Source organism: Melghirimyces thermohalophilus (assembly GCF_900102685.1).
Lineage (GTDB): Bacteria > Bacillota > Bacilli > Thermoactinomycetales > DSM-45169 > Melghirimyces > Melghirimyces thermohalophilus.
Window position 1 is genome coordinate 161,708 of sequence record NZ_FMZA01000007.1, and the last position, 14,927, is coordinate 176,634.

Annotated in this window: 17 protein-coding genes and 1 pseudogene; 11 read left to right on the forward strand and 7 right to left on the reverse strand. The window is 53.5% G+C overall.

The genetic code is table 11. The features are described from left to right. Positions 1 to 4: 4 nt before the first annotated feature. Positions 5 to 874 (reverse strand): LysR family transcriptional regulator, encoded by an 870-nt coding sequence (locus BLP91_RS07095; protein WP_091568212.1) that lies wholly within the window; start codon positions 872 to 874, stop codon positions 5 to 7. Positions 875 to 996: 122 nt separating this feature from the next. On the opposite strand from BLP91_RS07095, the gene BLP91_RS07100 reads away from it, so the two are divergent. Further along, the gene (locus BLP91_RS07100) at positions 997 to 1,569 is read left to right on the forward strand and encodes an NAD(P)H oxidoreductase (protein WP_091568215.1); all 573 of its coding nucleotides are present in this window, start codon (positions 997 to 999) and stop codon (positions 1,567 to 1,569) included. A gap of 61 nt (positions 1,570 to 1,630) precedes the next feature. On the opposite strand, the gene typA is transcribed toward BLP91_RS07100, so the two are convergent. Next, positions 1,631 to 3,460, reverse strand: coding sequence for a translational GTPase TypA (gene typA, locus BLP91_RS07105; RefSeq protein ID WP_091568217.1), 1,830 nt, complete (start codon positions 3,458 to 3,460; stop codon positions 1,631 to 1,633). A gap of 207 nt (positions 3,461 to 3,667) precedes the next feature. Continuing rightward, a complete protein-coding gene (locus BLP91_RS07110; protein WP_176757885.1) occupies positions 3,668 to 4,603 on the reverse strand; it encodes a sporulation protein in 936 nt (311 codons plus the stop codon). 199 nt (positions 4,604 to 4,802) lie between these two features. Between BLP91_RS07110 and lplA the strand changes: the two genes are divergently transcribed. Next, positions 4,803 to 5,795: a lipoate--protein ligase gene (gene lplA, locus BLP91_RS07115; RefSeq protein ID WP_091568291.1), complete on the forward strand. Its 993-nt coding sequence runs from the start codon at positions 4,803 to 4,805 to the stop codon at positions 5,793 to 5,795. Between the two features lie 36 nt (positions 5,796 to 5,831). Here lplA and BLP91_RS07120 read toward each other — a convergent pair whose 3' ends face one another. After that, positions 5,832 to 6,269: a peptidylprolyl isomerase gene (locus BLP91_RS07120; RefSeq protein WP_091568224.1), complete on the reverse strand. Its 438-nt coding sequence runs from the start codon at positions 6,267 to 6,269 to the stop codon at positions 5,832 to 5,834. A 92-nt stretch (positions 6,270 to 6,361) separates the two neighbouring features. Continuing rightward, a complete protein-coding gene (locus BLP91_RS07125) occupies positions 6,362 to 6,922 on the reverse strand; it encodes a GNAT family N-acetyltransferase (RefSeq protein WP_091568226.1) in 561 nt (186 codons plus the stop codon). A gap of 269 nt (positions 6,923 to 7,191) precedes the next feature. Between BLP91_RS07125 and BLP91_RS07130 the strand changes: the two genes are divergently transcribed. Then, entirely contained in the window at positions 7,192 to 7,947 is a 756-nt protein-coding gene (locus BLP91_RS07130; RefSeq protein WP_091568229.1) for a sirohydrochlorin chelatase, read from the forward strand. A 57-nt stretch (positions 7,948 to 8,004) separates the two neighbouring features. Here the strand turns inward: BLP91_RS07130 and BLP91_RS07135 are convergent, their stop codons facing one another. Beyond that, positions 8,005 to 8,763 (reverse strand): SDR family NAD(P)-dependent oxidoreductase, encoded by a 759-nt coding sequence (locus BLP91_RS07135; protein WP_091568231.1) that lies wholly within the window; start codon positions 8,761 to 8,763, stop codon positions 8,005 to 8,007. Positions 8,764 to 8,943: 180 nt separating this feature from the next. On the opposite strand from BLP91_RS07135, the gene BLP91_RS07140 reads away from it, so the two are divergent. The 8 genes from BLP91_RS07140 (at position 8,944) to BLP91_RS07175 (ending at position 14,583) form a co-directional block, all read left to right on the forward strand. Then, positions 8,944 to 9,537, forward strand: a complete 594-nt coding sequence (locus BLP91_RS07140) for a TetR/AcrR family transcriptional regulator (RefSeq protein WP_091568234.1) — start codon at positions 8,944 to 8,946, stop codon at positions 9,535 to 9,537. A gap of 26 nt (positions 9,538 to 9,563) precedes the next feature. Continuing rightward, complete coding sequence (gene paaA / locus BLP91_RS07145; RefSeq protein ID WP_245662190.1) at positions 9,564 to 10,472, forward strand: 1,2-phenylacetyl-CoA epoxidase subunit PaaA; 909 nt, start codon at positions 9,564 to 9,566, stop codon at positions 10,470 to 10,472. Positions 10,473 to 10,491: 19 nt separating this feature from the next. Next, positions 10,492 to 10,872, forward strand: a complete 381-nt coding sequence (locus tag BLP91_RS07150) for a phenylacetic acid degradation protein (protein ID WP_245662183.1) — start codon at positions 10,492 to 10,494, stop codon at positions 10,870 to 10,872. Continuing rightward, entirely contained in the window at positions 10,869 to 11,663 is a 795-nt protein-coding gene (gene paaC, locus BLP91_RS07155; protein ID WP_091568242.1) for a 1,2-phenylacetyl-CoA epoxidase subunit PaaC, read from the forward strand. The genes BLP91_RS07150 and paaC overlap by 4 nt, the downstream gene beginning before the upstream one ends. A gap of 13 nt (positions 11,664 to 11,676) precedes the next feature. Further along, positions 11,677 to 12,156 (forward strand): 1,2-phenylacetyl-CoA epoxidase subunit PaaD, encoded by a 480-nt coding sequence (gene paaD, locus BLP91_RS07160; protein WP_091568244.1) that lies wholly within the window; start codon positions 11,677 to 11,679, stop codon positions 12,154 to 12,156. Positions 12,157 to 12,174: 18 nt separating this feature from the next. Beyond that, positions 12,175 to 13,503: a phenylacetate--CoA ligase family protein gene (locus BLP91_RS07165; RefSeq protein ID WP_091568247.1), complete on the forward strand. Its 1,329-nt coding sequence runs from the start codon at positions 12,175 to 12,177 to the stop codon at positions 13,501 to 13,503. Between the two features lie 365 nt (positions 13,504 to 13,868). Continuing rightward, the gene (locus tag BLP91_RS07170; RefSeq protein ID WP_091568250.1) at positions 13,869 to 14,180 is read left to right on the forward strand and encodes an EthD family reductase; all 312 of its coding nucleotides are present in this window, start codon (positions 13,869 to 13,871) and stop codon (positions 14,178 to 14,180) included. Between the two features lie 7 nt (positions 14,181 to 14,187). Then, entirely contained in the window at positions 14,188 to 14,583 is a 396-nt protein-coding gene (locus BLP91_RS07175) for a thioesterase family protein (protein WP_091568253.1), read from the forward strand. Between the two features lie 153 nt (positions 14,584 to 14,736). Here BLP91_RS07175 and BLP91_RS16945 read toward each other — a convergent pair. Beyond that, a pseudogene (locus tag BLP91_RS16945) lies at positions 14,737 to 14,927 on the reverse strand (transposase); the annotation flags it as partial.

The window sequence follows — 14,927 nt, forward strand, 5'->3', positions numbered from 1 at the left end:
GTTTTTATATGGTGGAAGCGGATTTTTCTCTTAGTTTATTTAAAAACGCGCTTAGGTTGGCTGAGATCCATTTGTTTTGGTGAAAGGCGGCATAAATACCGATCGGGTGGTTTTCCATATCGGTTGGTAGCTCCACCAAGTCTCCTTTCGCCAGTTCCTCCTCAACCGTAAATAGAGGAAGCAGGGAGATGCCCAGTCCGCATAATACGGATTTCTTGATGGCCTCGACACTGGGTAATTCCACCTTAAAAAACGATTTCGTGCCTCCAACGCTTAATCGGTTTTCAAAAATGGGCCGCCAACTGCAGGCTTTTTCCGTATATAACATGGTTTGTTCGCTTTTGGCTGTCTGATTGTTGGTGGATTGAACCAAGATCAGCTTTTCATCTTTTAGTTTTTGGATTCTACATTCGGGCGGATTCCAGTGGGAAGTTTCCACCAGGAGGGCCACATCGATATCGCCACGCTTTAATTGGGAAGTTACGTCAGGATAATCCAGGGATTTGAGGGTTAAATCAATTTTCGGATATTCTTTCATGAAATCCATCATCAGTTCGGGCATCCAGTAAATCATTAACGATTCAGAAGCCCCGATGGTAAGTGGACCGGAAACTTCGTCATCACGTAGAACCGCTTCTTTTGACTCCGTATACAGCTGGATCATGTCCAAAGCATAGGGAAGAAAACGTCTGCCGGTTTGGGTCAAGCTGATGTTTTTACCTAATCGATCAAAAAGGGGAGAGCCGAGTTCCTTTTCCAGTTGTTTGATATGGGTGGTGATCGACGATTGTGCATAATCCAATCGCTCAGCTGCCCTTTTAAAACCTCCTACTTCGACGATGGTGCGAAAAGTGATCAGTTGACGCAGCTCCATAACCTTCACCTCTTTTTTCTATCGAATTTATTGAATCAAATGTTTGAAAATATCTATTTTACTAATAAAAAGATCCGTTATAAACTGTCCTTACATCTATATCAGAAGTGGGGGTACCATTTGTGAATGTACTTACCGTCGTATCTCATCCAAGGGTGGATTCCTTGACCTTTCAGGTTGCCCACCGATTGATTGCCGGTTTGAAGGCAAAAGGGCATCAAACGGAATTGCTGGACCTATACCGCAGCGGTTTTAACCCTGTCTTATGGGAGGCCGATGAGCCCGAATGGACAGCGGACAATCAGAGGTATTCTTCAGAGGTGGAGAGGGAAATCGATCGAATGAAAAATCATGATGGGTTGGCGTTTGTTTTTCCCTTATGGTGGTGGAGCATGCCCGCGATGTTAAAAGGATATATCGACCGTGTCTGGAACTATGGGTTTGCTTATGGCCCAAAGAAACTCCCGCATCAACAGGTTTTGTGGCTCAGTCTGGCGGGGGCTCCCATCGAGCGGTTTGAAAAAAGGAGATATCATTCGATGATCGATCATTACTTCAACGTCGGTTTGGCTGATTACTGCGGAATTCCAAACTCGAAGGTAGAACTCTTTTACGAAACGATTGAATCAGGACCTGGCCATGTGGAAACGTTGCTGAACCGAGCTTATCACCTGGGTTTGAATTATACTGGATAATATAGACGAAGCCCAGCGAAGGACAAAAAATATCCCCTCGTTCATGCGAGGGGATTCGTTCTTACTTTTCCACTTTCCCGCCTTGCTTCTGGTAACGGCGGCGTTGGTTTTTAGGCAGGATTCGTTTGCGGATGCGGAAATCCTTTGGTGTGACCTCCAAGAGTTCGTCTTCGGAGAGGTACTCCAGAGCGTCATCCAGAGAGAGCTCCTTGGGCGGTTCCAAGCGGAGGGCGTCGTCAGAACCGGCGGCGCGGAAGTTGGTTAGCTGCTTCTTTTTGCAGACGTTGACATCCAGGTCGTTTTCCCGAATATGCTGACCGACTACCATCCCTTCGTAAACCTCGGTGTTGGGCCCGATAAAGAGGGTGCCCCGCTCCTGGGCGGCGTGCAGCCCGTAGCTGGTGGCTTCGCCGGGCTCCCAGGCGACAAGGGAACCGTGGTCCCGGGTGGGGATGTCGCCGGCGTGGGGTTCAAATCCGCCGAAGAGCGTGTTCATCAGCCCTTCGCCACGGGTGGCGGTCAAAAACTGATGGCGGAAGCCGATCAGGCCCCGGGTGGGCACGCGGAAGGTGTAGTGCATGGAACCATCGTCTCGGACGGACATATCGATCATCTGTCCCTTTCGCTTTCCGAGGAGTTCCACCACGGCTCCTTGGTAGGCTTCGCTCACTTCCACCTCGACGATTTCCATCGGTTCGTGCCATTTTTCATCGATTTTTTTCAAGATCACTTCCGGTTTGCTGACCTCAAACTCATACCCTTCCCGGCGCATGTTTTCGATCAGGATGCCGATATGAAGTTCGCCGCGCCCGGCCACCAGAAAGGTATCGGGGGAATCGGTATCTTCCACATTGAGCGCCACATCCCGTGCCGATTCGATAAAAAGGCGTTCTCGCAATTTGCGGGAGGTGACGTATTCCCCCTCGCGGCCGGCGAATGGGCTGGAGTTGACCCCGAAGGTGACGGTCAGGGTGGGTTCTTCCACTTTGATCGGAGGCAGAGCCTTCGGATGATCCGGATCGGTGATCGTATCCCCGATACCCACATCTCCAAGGCCGGTCAGGGCGACGATGTCCCCGGCATCCGCTCGATCCACTTCGATCCGATTCAAACCTTCATGGGTAAACACCTGGCTCACTTTGAGGGGGTGATGGTTTTGTTCTCGGTCGATGCGGAGGACATGGTCATTTTTACCAATCGATCCGCTGTTGAGGCGACCGATCACGATTTTCCCTTTGTAATCGTCATAACCCATCAAGGTGGCTTGCAGCTGCAGCGGTCCCTTCGGATCCACCTGCGGAGCGGGTAGGGCGTTCAGGATCTCTTCAAACAGGGGCACCATACTGTCTGTTAATTGATCCGGTTCCTTTCCGCAGGCCCCTGTCAGGGCATTGGTATAGAGAACGGGGAATTCCGCCTGCTCTTCGGTCGCCCCCAGATCGACGAAAAGGTCGAAGGTGCGATCGATCACATGGTCCGGGCGGGCGTTGGGACGGTCGATCTTGTTGACGACGACGATTGCCTGGTGTCCCTGCTCCAGCGCGTGGCGCAGCACGAATTTGGTCTGGGGCATCGGCCCTTCGACGGAGTCAACCAACAGAAGTACACCGTCCACCATGTTCATCACACGTTCCACCTCACCGCCGAAGTCGGCGTGGCCGGGGGTGTCAACAATGTTGATCTTCACCCCCTCGTATTCCACGGCGGTGTTTTTAGACAGAATGGTGATCCCCCGCTCCCGTTCCAAGTCGTTGGAATCCATCACCCGCTCTTCCACCGGCTGGTTTTTGCGGAAAATCCGGCTCTGTTTCAACATCGCGTCTACCAGGGTGGTCTTCCCATGGTCGACGTGAGCGATCATAGCGATATTGCGAATGTGTTCAGCTTTCATGGTCACGCGCGGGTGCGCTTCCTCCTTTGAAAAAAATCACTCGGCGCCATGCGGCCGAGGATCGATGCGGGATTAATGTTTATCATTTTATTATAGCATAGTGGCATCCTTGAGGCGAATAGGAGGCAAGGGGGAGGTTTTTTCATTGGTTAGATATTCAACAACCTGAAACATCCCCTGGAAATCACTCCAGGGGATGTTGGATCGTTAGTCGTCAGCGCCAAAAAAATCACCCATATCTTCGAAAAGGCCAGTTTCTTCGTCTAGGGCTTCTGTCGCTTCCGATACGATCTCCTCACCATCATCCATCAATTCCGACAAAACCACGGCCCCCAGGGCGCCGGCGGCAAATCCGCCGATGGCACCAGACCATTTGGATAAACCGCTATGTTTGTGACCGCCGTATAGAGAAGTGGGCATGCGGAAGGAAGAAGGGCTCTCCACCATCTCCTGCAAAATATTTTCCAGATGGTTCCGAAGCGCTTCCGGGTCCTGGATCAGGGTGTGGTCCAACCAGATCTCTCTTCGCACTTCCCGTTCACCGCTCCAGGAATAAACATCCACTTCCAAGAGGAGGCGTAGACCTGAGGTTTCCACCCCGGCCACAAATTCCACCTCTTCCACCTGTCCGTTTAGAAAGGTGGTGGGAAACAGTTCAAATTCTTGAGCGTAGCCGTTAAAAGACCGGGATTCATATTTTTCCCGCAGTCCCAACTCATTCAAGGCATCCAATACTTTTTGCAGACTCGATGGAGGATGAATCTGAATGTAGTCCCGGTCGGAATGGTCCACTCCAGAGGCGATATCCAAGTGGGTGACAAAAAAGTAAGCCACTTGATTTCCGGAGACGGGAAGATCCCGGGGAAGTTCACAGGAGAAGGGGAAACGTTTCTGTTCTCCCGGCTGAATCGTAAAGGATTCGTAAAAGGGGAACTGTTGAATGAGGTGCGAGAAATCTTTTCCCTTGACGCGGATCAACAAGGTAAGGTCGACCAGGATTTCATTGATTTTCTGTTCCACGGTTCCACCTTGGATCACCAGTTCACCGGTAACGAGATCGCCGGGAAGATAATCCTCCTGGTCCAGAACCAAATCGACTCGGGCTGCACCTTTTCCTAACTTGGCCATCAGATTTTTGATCAAGGCATAACCTCCTCGTTGAATCAGATAAGGGATACTACAAAATGTATACAAATAAAAAGATTTTGTCATGAACGAGCACGGACTTGTATATAAATTGTCGAAAACTGCCGCTTCTCTATTGAAAAAGTTGACAAAAATTGCTTCCGTGCCTGTCTTTGTCTACAATAGTAAGGGTTGGATGAAGAGGAGGCGAAGGATGTTGCTGTTTATAGATAACCAGAACCACTATGATCCGCGGATCAATCTCGCGATCGAGGAATATGCGCTGAAGCACTTGGACATCGATGAGACCTACCTATTGTTTTACATCAACGACCCGTCCATCATCATCGGACGCAATCAAAACACCGTAGAAGAGATTCAGGTGGATTACTGCCAGGAACACGGAATTCACGTGGTCCGTCGCCTGTCAGGAGGCGGGGCGGTTTATCATGACCGAGGCAACCTGAACTTCAGCTTTATCACCAAGGATGACGGGGACAGCTTTCTCAACTTCCGCAAGTTTACAGAACCGGTGGTGAGAGCCCTCCGCCGACTGGGGGTGGAGGCGGAATTGACCGGCCGCAACGACCTTCAGGTCGGGGAGAAGAAAATCTCCGGAAACGCCCAGTTCACTACCAAGGGGCGGATGTTTAGCCATGGCACGCTGATGTTTGACGTCGATCTGGAACGGGTGGCCGATGCTCTCAAGGTGAAGGAAGAGAAGTTTCAATCGAAGAGCACCAAATCGATTCGGAGCCGGGTGGCCAACATCAGCGAATTTATGGATCGGGAGATGACAGTAGAGGAGTTTCGGGATCTGTTGTTGCGCTACATCTTTGAAGAGGAAACGGAGATTCCGGAGTACCGGTTGGATGAGGCAGATTGGAAGGTGATCAACCAGATCTCCGCCGAACGCTACCAAAACTGGGACTGGAATTTTGGCCGCTCCCCCCGTTTCAACGTGGAAAACTCCCGACGCTTTGAGGGAGTGGGAAGTATCGATATCCGCTTGCAGGTGGAGAAGGGGGTTATCCAAGAGTGCACCATTTTCGGGGACTTTTTCGGAGTGAGAGATGTGAAGGAAGTAGAGGAGCGGTTGGTCGGTCGCCGCTATGAACCGGCTGATATGGAACAGGCCTTGCGCGAGATCGATGTGCAGCAGTATTTTGGAAACATTACCCGGGATCAGTTGATCGATCTGATGTATTGAAAAAGAACGGGGGTTCGCTCCCCGTTCTTTTTTATGTTATTCCTCCCAGACGCGAACGGTTTTCATCCGGTCTCCGTTGTTCATGCCCCGGGCCACGTCCAGTCCCTCGGTCACTTTGCCGAACACGGTGTGAACCCCGTCTAGATGGGGCTGGGCTTCATGCACGATAAAAAATTGACAGGAACCGGTGTCCCGTCCCGCATGGGCCATGGACAGGCTGCCAGGTTCGTGCTTGTGAGGGTTGTTGTCCGTCTCACAGGGAATGGTGTAGCCAGCGTTGCCGGTCCCGTTTCCCTTTGGACAACCGCCCTGACTGACGAAGCCGGGGATCACCCGGTGGAACGTCAGTCCGTCATAAAAACCTTTGTCCGCGAGGTTGCGAAAGTTTTCCACCGTTTTCGGAGCGGCTTCCGGGAAAAATTCCAGTTGAATCGTATTGCCGTCTTCCATTTCAATGCTGCCTTTAACGGCCATGTTGCTGCCTCCCTTCATGTGAACTTGCCCATTGTACCATATTCGCTGACCGGGAGTGGACATAAAAATCCCCGCTGTTGCGGGGAAAGAGGTCAGGATCCAATCGCTTCTTTCTCTGTTTCCTTCCATTCCAACACTTTATCCGGATCAGCTTGGATGCGGCCGTAGTACCGTTTGGAACGGAAATTGTGAATTTTATCGCAAGCTTTAGCCATCATATCTAAAATCGTGCGTTGGGAGAGGGAGCGAGGGCTCCAGTAGTGGATGTTGAGGTCGAAGGTGTCCCCATCATCAGTCTCCCGTTGGTATCGGACCCGATCAGCTATCTGAAAGCCATTTTTGGCGTAAAAACGGACGCGCTTTTCGGTGTCACTGACGTTGGGATCGACGGGTTCCACTTCTAAAAGGATCGGCTTCCCTTTTTCTTTCAACTTCTGAATCACCCGACTTCCGACTCCGCCTCTGCGCGCCGTCTCCTTGACCAACAGGTAGTCGACAAAGAGAAAGGAGTCAAATTCGGCATAGAGGATGAGGTAGTCCTCCGTCTCCTCCTTGTAGTACAAGTCATGGTCCCGGATCAGGTCGCGCAGCTGGCCATACTGTTTCATCTCTTCCTCAGGAAAGTAATCGTTCAAACGACGATACCAATCCACAAAATGTCCTCCTGTTGATTTTTTTGCGGTTTTCCCGCAACTAACACATGTTTCACTTTAACATACTTTGGGAAACTCCCTGGATAAAGCGCTTTCATCCTAGATGATGAAAGGGAGATTCAGGGTTGACAAGAATCGTGTCGAATTGTCGTATACCACCCTTCTATTCCGATTCGTGTTCCTGATAGCGTCGAGGTCTCTGTTGGTTTACAGGGGGATAGCATGGTACATTGGAGTGAAGAAGGTCAAGCAGGAGAGGTGGGATATCCTTGGCAACAACCGACGTTACCGGGGTGCTCGTCATCGCTCACGGTTCCCGCAATCCCACCTGGAATCAGCTGGTAGAGGAAGCGGTGAAAAGGGTGGAGACGGATCTTCCCATCACCGTCGGTTATCTGGAGTTGGTGGAAGGACGGCTGATCCCTGACGGGGTGCAGTGGTTGGAGGCACAGGGTGTGAATCGTATCCTGGCGGTTCCCCTGTTCGTCTCCTCCGGCAGCACCCACCTGGAAGAGATCCAATACGCCCTCGGCGTGAAGAGTCGATCACGAGTGGAGACCCACCTTTCACCGATCCGTCCCCAGGCGGAGATCGTCTGGTGCCCGGCGATGGATGCCCACCCCCTCATTCTCCGACTGCTGAAAGAGCGCGTCTGTAAGCTCTCCCACAGTCCGGGTGAGGAGAGCCTGCTTTTGGTGGCTCACGGGAGTGGTCAATCCGGCTTTCAAGCAGTGTGGGATAGGGGACTCCGTCAACTGACCGATGGACTGCAAAAGCGGTTCGGTTTCCCCGAAGTGGAAGTGGCGATGCTTCAGTTGGGAAACCTGCGAGAAAAGGCGAAGGTTCTCTGCCGGGGACGACGTCTGCTCATTCTGCCAGTCTTTCTCAGCCGGGGCTACTTTACCGATGTTGTCATCCCGACGGAGCTGGAAGGGATCCCTTGTGCTTACCAGGAGGAGACGTATCTGCCCCACCCCCTGGTCAGCCGTTGGATCGAGGAGACGGTGAATCGGTGGGCGAGATGATCATCCATCGAAAAGACAACCCCGTCCCTATAACTAGGGGCGGGGTTTCTATATCGGTTAAAAGTTGGCCCGGGATTGACCGCCATCCACCTGTAAAGTGGCGCCGGTCACCCAGGAGGCTTTCTCCGATGCGAGGAAAACGGCCACGTTGGCGACTTCCTCCGGTTTGCCGAACCGGCCGGCGGGAATCTCCCGCTTCACATAAGCTTTGATTCCTTCGGGATCAGCCTCCAGCCGTTTTTGCCAGTTTCCCGTAGGATGGAGAATCGCTCCGGGAGCGATCCCGTTGACCCGGACGCCGTAGGGAATGGCCTCATCTGCTAGCGCTTTGGTAAAACTGATCACCGCCGCTTTGCTGTTGTTGTAACTCACCTTTCCTCCCGATTCTCGGCCGAAGATGGAGGTAATGTTGAGGATGGCGCCCCGCTGCCTCTTTTTCATCACCTCCAGGGCCATCTTGCTAAAGTGAAGGGTGGAATAATAATTAAGAGCCATCGCCTGTTCAAATTGCTCCAGGTCGGTCTCTTCCACAGAACTTCCGTTACTGCCGCCGACGTTGTTGACTAACACATCGATCGTGCCAAAATCGTCGATCAGCTTTTGGAAGATTCGTTCCCGTTCCGCTTTTATCGTGAGATCCCCCTGGTAAAAAGGGATTCCGCCCAAGGCGTTACTCGTCTCTTCCAGTGCGGACAGCCCCCGAGCTGCGATGGCCACCTGGGCTCCTTCTTCGACAAAGGCGCGGGCGATCTCTTTTCCGATCCCCTTGGAACCGCCGGTCACCAGGACAATCCGTTTTTTCAGCCCCAGATCCAAATTTTTTCACCCTTTCTTTCTCAGTGCATGGACTGCCCTTTATTATACAGGGAATTCCCTCTGATAAAAAAAGCGGCGAAAAGGAAAAAGAATAATCAGACCATTGACAACATTCCTTTATTTGGGTACACTAAACCCAAGCAAGCGCTTGTTTTAACGGAATAAAGGAGTCGGACGTCAATGCCCAGGACGGGACGAAGGGAACAAATTCTTGAAATTGCCAGCCGCCTGTTTCGACGCAAAGGGTACCACGGGACCACCATACGGGACATATCGGAAGCGAGCGGGATTCTTTCCGGCAGTCTGTATGCCCACATCCGGTCCAAGGAGGATCTTTTATTCGAAATCACGGACCGGGGAGCGGAGCTGTTTTTACAGTCGCTCCGGCCGGTGGTGATGGGAGGCGGGCCTCCGGAAGTGAAGTTGAAAAAGGCACTGGTGGCCCACATCCGCGTGATTACGGATAATCTGGAAGCAGCGACCGTCTTTTTTCACGAATGGAAATCCCTCACCGAAGAGCGGCGCCGAATCATTCAGGGAAAACGGGATGAATATGAATCGATGTGGGCTCGGTTACTGGCTGAAGGGGAGGAGCAGGGGAGTTTTCGGCTCTCCGACCCAAAATCAGCCCGTCTGCTGATCCTGTCGGCGGCCAATGGTATGTACCAGTGGTATCGCCCGGAGGGAGAACTATCTCCGGAGGAGGTGGCGGAACGGTTCACCTCTATTCTGCTGTCGGGATTACATGGAGAAGAAAGGGGAGAGACGATGTGAATCAAGATGCACGGCATGCTCAGTTTATGGAGCGGATCGAGCGGGGCGAAAAGATTGAGGCGACGGACTGGATGCCGGATGAATATCGCAAGCTCCTCCTCAAGTTGATCCACATGCACGGTGTCAGCGAAATCATGGGTGCTTTTCCGGAGAAAGAGTGGGTGCCGAAGGCGCCGACACTGAAGCGCAAACTGGCGATTATGGCCAAGGTGCAGGATGAGATGGGCCACGGTCAGCTCTTGCTGCGGGTGGCGGAGGACCTGGCGGCTCCGCTGGGTAAGGGCCGGGAGGAGCTCTTGGATGATCTGTTGGCGGGGCGGGTCAAATTTCACAATGTGTTTCACATGGAGTCTCCCACCTGGGCCGATGCTGGAGTGATCGGCTGGTTGGTGGACGGAGCGGCCATCATCAACCAGGCGGCGCTACTCGACACCTCCTATGCCCCGTACGCCCGGGTGTTAAAGCGGATCTGTGCCGAGGAGAGTTTCCACATGCAACACGGGGAAAATATCATTCTCACCTTGGCCCGGGGCACAAAAGGGCAGCGGCAGATGTTGCAGGAGGCAGTCGATCGCTGGTGGGAATCCCTTCTCTTCTTCTTCGGACCGGTAGAGGTAACTCCAGCCGCTCAGCGGATGATCGACTACCGGATCCGGATCAAGACCAACGAGGAGCTGCGCCAACAGTTTCTCAACAAATACGTTCCCCGCATCCGGTCGTTGGGGCTGACCATTCCCGATCCCCATCTGCGCTATGACGAGAAGCAGAAAAAGTGGTTGTATACCCAACCGGATTGGGAAAAATTCGGCGAGATCGTTCGGTACAACCGCGGACCCAAGTCCGAGGAACGCATCGGGTTGCGTCGCTTTGCCCATGAAGAACAACGGTGGGTGCGGGAGGCGATGGTCCGGGCTCACAAGATGCAGGCGGTCTGAGCAAAGGAGGGGAAAGACGTTGGCAGACCGACGGGAGTATGAGGTGTTTGAAGTGTTTGTCCGCAAAAAAAAGACGGATGCCCACGTCCATGTGGGCAGCTTAAATGCTCCTTCCCCGGATATCGCTTTAACCACCGCCCGGGAAAATTTTCTGCGCCGGGAAAACGCGGTCAACTTGTGGGTGGTTCCCCGAGGGGAGATCCATGAGACCCCCTGTGATGAGGGAGATTGGTTTGCCCGGGAACTGGATCGGAAGTACCGGGAGGTTAGCGGTTATTCAGAAAATGGACGCCTCTGGAAAACATACCGGGAACGGGCCTTATATCTGGAGGAGATTGTCCAGGACCTCCATCCTCCGTCGCAGGGGAATAGGCCAAGGCCGCGGAGGGAGAGAACATGACGATGGAGCAGGCTGCTCAGATGGGGTTGGAATCTGGTTACCGTCAGGCACTAACCGCCTTGTTATACCAGTTGGCCGACGACGAGCTTTGTCTGGGCCACCGGGATTCCGAGTGGTTGGGGCTGGCCCCGGACATCGAGGGAGATGTAGCTTTTAGTTCGATCGCCCAGGATGAGGTGGGTCACGCTGTCTTTTATCTAGAGCGGCTTCACGAGTTGGGGGAAAAGGATCCAGACAGCTTGGCCTTTTTCCGAGGGGCGGAGGCCTGGAGAAATGCGGTCCTCCTGGAACAGCCGAACGGAGATTGGGCTCGAACCATCCTGCGTCATTTTCTGTACGACCTCTTTGATGATGTACGGACGGAGGCCTTGCTACATTCTTCATATGAGCCGTTGGCTCAAGGGGTGGCCAAAATCCGTCGGGAGGAGCACTACCACCTGCTCCATTTGAAACCGTGGTTGATCCGCCTGGCCCGAGCCGGCGGAGATGCCCAGGAACGGATGGAACAAGCGGTTATGGAGGTGTGGGCTCAGCTAGGCGGCCTCTTCTCCCTGGGAGCTGAGGAAGAGGAGATGATCCACCACGGGCTGATCGCCTGGGGTAGGGAGGAGCTGTACCGGCGATGGGAGGATCGGGCAAAGCCTGTCTTTGCTGAAGCGGGCCTAAAATGGCCCGGACCGCCGTCGGTGCCGGAACAGGATGGTCGGCGGGGAAGGCATACCGATCACCTTACTGAGCTGATCCGGACCATGTCCGAGGTGGCAGTGGGCGATCCCGCTGCTCGGTGGTAAGGAGGTGTCTTATTTGGCCGATCCTGCTGACACGAAGGCATTGCTGGATGTGTTACAAGAGGTGAAGGATCCGGAGATACCCGAGGTCAGCATTGTAGAACTGGGGATGGTCAACCGGGTAAGTGTCGGGGAAAGCGGTGTACGAGTAGAGTTAACGCCCACCTTTGTCGGCTGTCCGGCCCTGGATCTGATCGCTGAACAGGTGGAAAAGGTGTTGACCCGAGAACGGGGCGATCCGGTGGAGGTGGACTTTGTGATGAATCCTCCTTGGACCAGTGAGCGAATTACACCGGAGGGGAGGAAAAAGCTGAAGGACTTCGGTATCGCTCCACCTCCCGTCACCAGGAATGAATCCGGAGACATCGTTGCCGATTGTCCTTTTTGTGGAGCGGGAGAGGGTGAGATTTTAAACCTGTTTGGCCCCACTGCCTGCCGATCCATCTTCTACTGCCAAAACTGCCGTCAGCCCTTTGAAGGGATGAAACCGGTTTGAATCAGGGAGGAGGGTCGCATGTTGTTTCAACCGGATCTGGAGACGATGGCCCGTCCGGAACTTGAACAGCTCCAGTTGACGCGACTGCAGCAAACCGTGGAACGGGTGTATAACCTGGTCCCCTTTTATCGGCGCAAACTGAATGAAGCGGGAGTTCGGCCGGAAAACCTGAAGAGCTTAAAGGATCTTCACCACCTTCCCTTCACCTGCAAAGGAGATCTGCGGAATCACTATCCCTTTGGGTTGCTGGCCGTGGAGTTGGAAGAAGTGTCGCGGATTCATGGATCCTCCGGGACCCGGGGAAAACCGACGGTGGTGGGGTACACCCACCGAGATATCCAACACTGGGCAGAGGTATGCGCTCGGGCGTTGGTGACCGCGGGAGGGCGCCCAGGTGATATTTTCCATAACGCCTACGGGTATGGGTTATTTACCGGTGGACTTGGTTTGCATTATGGGGCGGAACGGATGGGAGCGGCACTCGTTCCCGTCTCCGGGGGTAATCGTTCCCGCCAGGCCACTCTGATTCAGGATTTTCGTCCGCGAGGGATCGGCGGAACCCCTTCCTTTATACTCAGCTTAGCGGAGACGTTGGAAGAGAGAGGGGAGGATCCCCGGGCCACCTCTTTGGAGTACGGCGTATTGGGAGCAGAACCATGGTCGGACCAAATGCGGCAAACCCTGGAGGAAAAATGGGGGATCGATGCGCTGGATATCTATGGCTTGTCGGAGGTGATCGGTCCAGGTGTCGCCATGGAATGTCACCAGGCAAAAGAGGGTCTACATATCGCTGAGGACCATTTTCTTCCTGAAGTCGTGGATCCCAAAACGGGGGAGCCACTGCCCGACGGAGAGTTCGGGGAGCTGGTATTCACCTCCCTCACGAAGGAAGCTTTCCCCATCCTGCGTTACCGAACAGGGGATATTGCTGCCCTGATGCGGGAAACATGCCGCTGCGGCCGGACCCATACTCGCATGTCCCGGGTGAAGGGGCGAATCGACGATATGCTGATTATCCGGGGAGTGAATGTCTTTCCCTCTGAAGTGGAAGCCGCGCTGCTGGAGGAAGAAGAGGTGTCTCCTCACTACCAGCTGATCGTCACCCGGGAAGGCTCTCTGGACCGGCTCACTCTGGAGGTGGAGGTGGATGGGGATCATCTGGATGGAAGACTGGAGATGGATCAACCTTATTGGGGACAACTTTGTAACCGCCTGCAAAGTCGGCTGAAAGATGTACTCGGCGTCACAACAGGGGTTCAATTGAGAGAACCTCGTTCGATTCCGAGGAGCGAGGGGAAAGCTGTCCGCGTGATCGACCAAAGGAAGGAAGCCCAGACGAGGAAGTAGCGCAAGGGAGACGGTCGTGTCCCCCCCAAAGAGACCTTTTGTACCACAGGCACTACTCATTAATGGCTAACGCCCTAACGTAGAGGAAGTACCACAGGCACTTACTCGCTAGATGGGCTAAAGCTCTAACGTAGAAGAAGTCATCCGCCTCGGTGGAGAATCAGCATGCAAGAGCGTTTAGGGACAGTCCCCACATCTATGCCGGATGGCATAGCGAGACCGGGAACGGAGTGACCCTGGCGAGACTTGTGCCCTATAGGTACAACGGAACGAGGGGGGTACACGAAACAAGGTCACCTGAAGCACTAGAAGCGTGAGGAAATGATGAGTGGCCAAACCCATCTATGGAATGGAGGAATCAAGTCATGGTTAAATTGATTGCCCTGTACAAACATCCGGACAACCGGGAGTCTTTCGATGAACATTATCAAAAGGTGCACACGCCGTTGACCGAAAAGATGCCGGGCTTGAAAAAAATGGAGGTGACCCGTATCCAGGGGGCGCCGATGGGGGGCAAGGGGGCCTATTATCTGGAGGCGGCCATGTATTTTGACGACCGAGCCGCCTTGGATGCGGCGATGAACTCTCCGGAAGGCAAGGCAGCATCCAAAGATCTGATGGGCTTTGCCGGCTCTCTGGTCACGATGATGATCGGGGAAGTGGAGCGGGAGGCCTGATGGACGGATGAAACCGGGTCTAAAGCCGGGGCGCCGGGAAAGGTTGCAGATGCGGGTGACAGAGGAAATGACCGCTTCCTTCGGTGGAAAAGAGATCCATCCTGTGTTATCCACTGTCAACCTGGTCTACTATATGGAGTGGGTGGGACGAAGGTTGATTCTCCCCTACTTAGAGGCGGGGGAAGAGGGAGTGGGCGGGGCGATCTCTCTCCAACATCGGGCTCCTGCTCCAGTTGGAAAGGAGGTCACCTTTTCCGCTGTGGCCACGGAAGTAAGCGACAGTCGGGTCGTCTGTCGAGTGGAGGCCCGCCATGATCGAGGGGTCGTGGGGGAGGGCACCTTTACACAGGCGATCCTGCCCAAACAAAAGATATTGAAGCGGATCGAAGCGATGAGAAAATAAACCGGGGCGGTGATGTTCCCGGTTTTTATTTGAGCCTTTTGCAAAATGGCTTTCTGGTTCAATAAACCAGAATAACACTCAGGGAAACCAGTCTTTCACTTTCGCAAACTAAAGTGATATGGGCATACGGGCAGAATTTTGGAGATTCTCTTTTTAAGCTACTTCTTTGGAAGCCTGGGTTTTCTTAACAGCCAGCGCGGTCGCTAATAAAACGATGGCATTCAGGTACACGTGGGTGGTTCCCTTCGAAATCCCGCAAACATGAAGATCGTTCGTCGTGAGGTTTTCTTTTAATCGACCGTTACATCGTTCCACGCTCGTCCGTTCATCGTAAAGCTTTTTCC

Excerpts from the sequence above, each read along its gene's own strand:
- paaC (WP_091568242.1), top strand. The coding sequence starts at position 10,869 with ATGACGATGGAGCAGGCTGCTCAGATGGGGTTGGAATCTGGTTACCGT.
- BLP91_RS07170 (WP_091568250.1), top strand. The coding sequence starts at position 13,869 with ATGGTTAAATTGATTGCCCTGTACAAACATCCGGACAACCGGGAGTCT.
- BLP91_RS07095 (WP_091568212.1), bottom strand. The coding sequence starts at position 874 with ATGGAGCTGCGTCAACTGATCACTTTTCGCACCATCGTCGAAGTAGGA.
- BLP91_RS07175 (WP_091568253.1), top strand. The coding sequence starts at position 14,188 with ATGAAACCGGGTCTAAAGCCGGGGCGCCGGGAAAGGTTGCAGATGCGG.
- BLP91_RS07165 (WP_091568247.1), top strand. The coding sequence starts at position 12,175 with ATGTTGTTTCAACCGGATCTGGAGACGATGGCCCGTCCGGAACTTGAA.
- typA (WP_091568217.1), bottom strand. The coding sequence starts at position 3,460 with ATGAAAGCTGAACACATTCGCAATATCGCTATGATCGCTCACGTCGAC.
- paaA (WP_245662190.1), top strand. The coding sequence starts at position 9,564 with ATGGAGCGGATCGAGCGGGGCGAAAAGATTGAGGCGACGGACTGGATG.
- BLP91_RS07140 (WP_091568234.1), top strand. The coding sequence starts at position 8,944 with ATGCCCAGGACGGGACGAAGGGAACAAATTCTTGAAATTGCCAGCCGC.
- BLP91_RS07120 (WP_091568224.1), bottom strand. The coding sequence starts at position 6,269 with ATGGCCGTTAAAGGCAGCATTGAAATGGAAGACGGCAATACGATTCAA.